This is a genomic window from Siccirubricoccus deserti, assembly GCF_014283215.1.
GTDB classification, from domain to species: Bacteria; Pseudomonadota; Alphaproteobacteria; order Acetobacterales; family Acetobacteraceae; genus Siccirubricoccus; species Siccirubricoccus deserti.
This window is the reverse complement of sequence record NZ_JACOMF010000153.1, coordinates 1-3,758: the sequence shown is the minus strand read 5'-3', so window position 1 is coordinate 3,758 and position 3,758 is coordinate 1. Positions and strand designations below refer to the sequence as shown.

5 protein-coding genes and 1 pseudogene are annotated in these 3,758 nt (G+C 63.4%); 4 read left to right on the top strand and 2 right to left on the bottom strand.

Translation table 11 applies throughout. The features are described 5' to 3' along the window. Positions 1 to 319: 319 nt before the first annotated feature. Positions 320 to 466 carry a hypothetical protein gene (locus H7965_RS29065; RefSeq protein WP_186773984.1) on the top strand — a complete coding sequence of 49 codons (147 nt, stop codon included), beginning with the start codon at positions 320 to 322 and terminating at the stop codon, positions 464 to 466. Positions 467 to 709: 243 nt separating this feature from the next. On the opposite strand, the gene H7965_RS29060 is transcribed toward H7965_RS29065, so the two are convergent. Together H7965_RS29060 and H7965_RS29055 are read right to left on the bottom strand one after the other, a co-directional pair. Then, entirely contained in the window at positions 710 to 1,000 is a 291-nt protein-coding gene (locus H7965_RS29060; RefSeq protein WP_186773983.1) for a Crp/Fnr family transcriptional regulator, read from the bottom strand. A gap of 28 nt (positions 1,001 to 1,028) precedes the next feature. Beyond that, positions 1,029 to 2,714 carry a peroxidase family protein gene (locus H7965_RS29055; protein ID WP_222440881.1) on the bottom strand — a complete coding sequence of 562 codons (1,686 nt, stop codon included), beginning with the start codon at positions 2,712 to 2,714 and terminating at the stop codon, positions 1,029 to 1,031. Between the two features lie 364 nt (positions 2,715 to 3,078). Between H7965_RS29055 and H7965_RS29050 the strand changes: the two genes are divergently transcribed. From H7965_RS29050 to H7965_RS29040, 3 genes and pseudogenes are all read left to right on the top strand, one after another. Further along, on the top strand, positions 3,079 to 3,291 hold the full coding sequence (locus tag H7965_RS29050; protein ID WP_186773982.1) for a DUF6745 domain-containing protein: 213 nt from the start codon (positions 3,079 to 3,081) through the stop codon (positions 3,289 to 3,291). 30 nt (positions 3,292 to 3,321) lie between these two features. Further along, a complete protein-coding gene (locus H7965_RS29045; protein ID WP_186773981.1) occupies positions 3,322 to 3,558 on the top strand; it encodes a hypothetical protein in 237 nt (78 codons plus the stop codon). A 48-nt stretch (positions 3,559 to 3,606) separates the two neighbouring features. Then, positions 3,607 to 3,758 (top strand): annotated as a pseudogene (locus tag H7965_RS29040) (IS630 family transposase); the annotation flags it as partial.

Below are 3,758 nucleotides of genomic sequence, written 5' to 3'. Positions count from 1 at the left end.
CGCCTCAACCGCCCGGACCAGGCGCCGCCGGAGGTCCGCAGACAGAGGTGCCGTCATCATCGCCTCGCCAGTGCAACACCAGCGTCGAATCAGACCATGCGATTCCGTGCAACATCAAAGTGCTCTAGCCACCCACGTCTGACTACCTACCTTCCCGCCCATGTCCCGCTCACCTACTGCCGATCTGGCCCCACTCATCAAGCTCCTGCAAGCGGGCGTCCAACCCGGTCGCGCTGCCGCCGAATTCTCTCGCGTCCTTGCGATCTGGACGGCCGAACTCAGGGACGACGGCGAGCAGCTACAGGAGCGGCTATCCGGCTTGGCCGAGCAGATGACGACGGGGATCGAGGAAATGCACGAGGGCATCGCCGAGGCGAGCGACAAAGGGAAACCCACGCTGCGGCGGATACTGGCGACGCATGAGGCGGTGCTGGACGCGGTGCGGAAAGCGCAGGGGGCAGGGTAAATATCCCACCGCCCCGCCAGGGAAGTTACCGCAGCACGCGACCCTCAGCGGTCCTTCACCTACGGCCCATCAAGGTCCGGTTTCAGACGCGAAGCCGACATAGCCGCTGGGATCAGAGGATAGGCGGCTCTGCGCCCATGTCGGTCATCTGCTGGGTGCGCCCGACTTCCTGAAAGCAGACGATGCGCCCCCGACCTCGGCTGAGCGGGTCGGGCGGAAAGCGGACCTCCGGCGCACGTGCCTTCAGGGCCAGCAGGGCGCCTTGACGCTCCCCGGCTGCTCAAGCAGGCGATCACAGGTCCTTCTGACCGCGCCATAGCATTCGCAGGAGGCCGCCTCGAGGCCAGGTCGGTCGGTGATTTCCATCCGGCCGTGAGCGTACTCGATGAGGCCCGCCTTCTGCAGGATGCCGGCGGCGACGCTGATCCCGGCACGGCGCACCCCGAGCATCATGGAGAGGAACTCGTGGGTCATCGGGATTTTCTTTCCGCCGCTTTCACGCGGGCACAGTGCCAGATCAACTGGCGGCGCCATGCCTCCTAAGCACCCCTGCTGTCGTAGTTTAGGTGGTAGGCGATGCGGAGGCCTTGTCACGGTTGCCGGGCGCGTTCAGCGGGTCGAGGTCGCCGACGAAGCGAAGCAGGTCAGGCATCGTGAAATCCCGGCCCTTTCCTAGGGTTGGCTTCCAATCGGGGGCCGTCGTGAGAAAACTCTCGTCATCGCCTTGAAGCAAACCCACAAACACCTCGGCCAGGATACGACTTCCGACCGGCCCGAGCCGCTGCCCCTTCCCGAGGATCTGAGCCTCCTTAAGCACGTAGTACCAGAGCGGCGTGCGTTGGTGCAGCCCGCTTTCAGCTGCGGCCTTCCCATCTGGTCCACTGCCCTCGATCTGCTCAGGTGTAAGCATGGTGAAGCTTATCCCACTGCGTGCATCGTTCATGTGACGCGCAACGTCCTGGCCGCTCGGCAGGCCCATGAGTACGCCTCGTCTTAGGTTGAGGAACGGCAGGCTGAAGTCCCGCTCGACCGGCGCCGGCTCAGGTGGCGCTGGCGGCAGCCTATGCAGTTCAGGCGCCAAGTAGGGGTCGAGCTTACGGGCGAAGTTGAAGCCGAAGGCGTTGAGCTCCTCGGTGATGTCGGTACCGAATTGCGTCGGCTTGCCGAGCTCAAAGAAGCGGTGCCAGTCGATTGGCCAGTCCGCGGGAAGTGATGCAAAGGACGGTCCCTGAGCTGGGGGAGCCTTCGTGCCGCGGATCGCGCCAGACTTGCCGCTGAAAAGGAAGAGTAGGTTGAAGCCTATGCGGTTGAAGGCCCGATTGTGATTGTAGCCTTGGCGGACCATGCTGTGACCAAGCCTGTAGGCAGCGACCGAAAACTCGAGAGGGATGTAGGGTAGGCTGTAGGCGCTTTGCTCCTCGAAGCGGTAGAACCTGCGGCCATGCGTCAGGACGTGCTGCAGCACGTCGTTGTCGATGATGCGCCTGAGGAAGTCATTCAGCACGATCCACTGGTAGTGCCACACCACTTCCCGCCGGGCGACCGCAAAGCGCCGGTCCTTGGTCATTTGCGGGCTACGTGCAGGGATTGTCTCGGTGACCAGCTTGTTGTGGAATTTTAGGAAGGCGAGGTGCAACTGGGCAACGAGCAGGTTCTCGTCGTTCCGCGGATCGCCAATGAGCGCTGTGCCGTGGGTGTTCCTTGGCAGATCATTGGGCAGCGGCTTGGTCATCCTAGCGTCGCCCCGGTTGCTGCCAGGGATACACTCGCCGATGATGAACTGGTCGAAGCCGTCGCGCGCGTAGAGGTAAGGGCTTCCCGCGGGCCCGATGCCATAGACGCTGTCAAGCTCAAGCTTCGGCGTACGGAAGTTCTCGACAGCCGGCCGATCCACAACCCTTTCGGAAATGCTGGTGGTGTCGAAGGTGATGTCGTGATCGATGAACTGGCCAAGATAGGTGTACCCGGCGGGCACGTGCTCGTTGTCTCCGGTCAGCCCGCTAGTCTCGGCGTTCTCGATCATCGTCCGGGCCAGGGCGAACAGTGTGTCGTCGTTCAGATCCAGCGGCGTTGTCAGCCTTGGGAACATGCGCCCAAACTTACCGGGCTGTACGGTGCGGCCGGGTGGCGGGGCGTAGCTGCCCCGCGGCGTGCGGCCATGCGCTGGCTCTGCGCCAGCGGCGGATTGATGTCGTCTCTGCGACAGCGCCGAGGGCGCTACGAAAGCACGCATATCATCGGCGCTCATGGAGCCTGAGTGTCCAAGCCCGCCGGACGTGCTCTTGGTTCTCTTTTGGTTCGGCGCCATGCGCTTTGCCCCCGATGAAATAAGGTGACGGCAGATTCATCCTGTACCCGCAGCGGGGGCGGGAGAATCCTGATGCTTGCTTGTTGACAAGGTGACGACGACCAATAAGTGCAGGCGGTAATGCAAAGATCAAAATGGGTGCAACAAAGCGTGCTCGCGGAGCCGAAAGCTTTACAAGCATGAAGCAGCATTATGCGAACAAGTCACGACGTTATGAGAATGCCGGGACCGTAACGGCGTGAGCTTCACGTAGCCGCGATTGCTGTCTATCTACGCAGTGCCAACGGCGGTCCGCCCACGCCCCGTGCAGGAGGACAGCTATGGTCGCCTCTACCTGATCGGCCGGCGCGAGGACCCGAGCATCGTTGTCGCCGTGTACGATCGTGTACTGAAGGCGGACGGCTCCCCTCAGGAGCACTGGATCAGTGTGCCGCCGCACATCGCCACCGCGCGCGAGGCGTTGGCCTGGAGCTTCGAGATGAGCGAGGCGGAGTACCAACCACGACGGGAAACCTAGCCGCGTGCGGCGACAGCGGACCGACACGGGGTGAGCACGGGACAGCTCTACACTTGGCGCAAGCAGATGCTGGCGACCGCGATGGCAGGGTTCGGGCCGGTGGCGGTGGTGCAGGAGCCGCCGCCACCTGCCTTACCCGCCCCGCCCGCGGTGCCTGCAGCCATGGAGGCGGCGGGCAGTCTGGAGATCGTGCTGCCGAGCGGCGCGAGCATCCGGGTGACAGGCGCCGTTGATGCGGTGACGCAGATCATGGTGCTAGTGCACTGACGCAGACGGAGGATTCACAGCGGGGCGCTGCGGTGGAATTCTCCAGGCATGGCCCAGACCGTCAGCGTCATCGTTGGATCTGAGGATCGTATCCGCCTCGCTGCGATCCTTGGTGACCGGAACCGCCCGCTAAAGCATGTGCAGCGGGTCAACATCATCTTGCTCTCCGCCGAGTGGCTGCCGGTTCTGGAGGTGGCGCG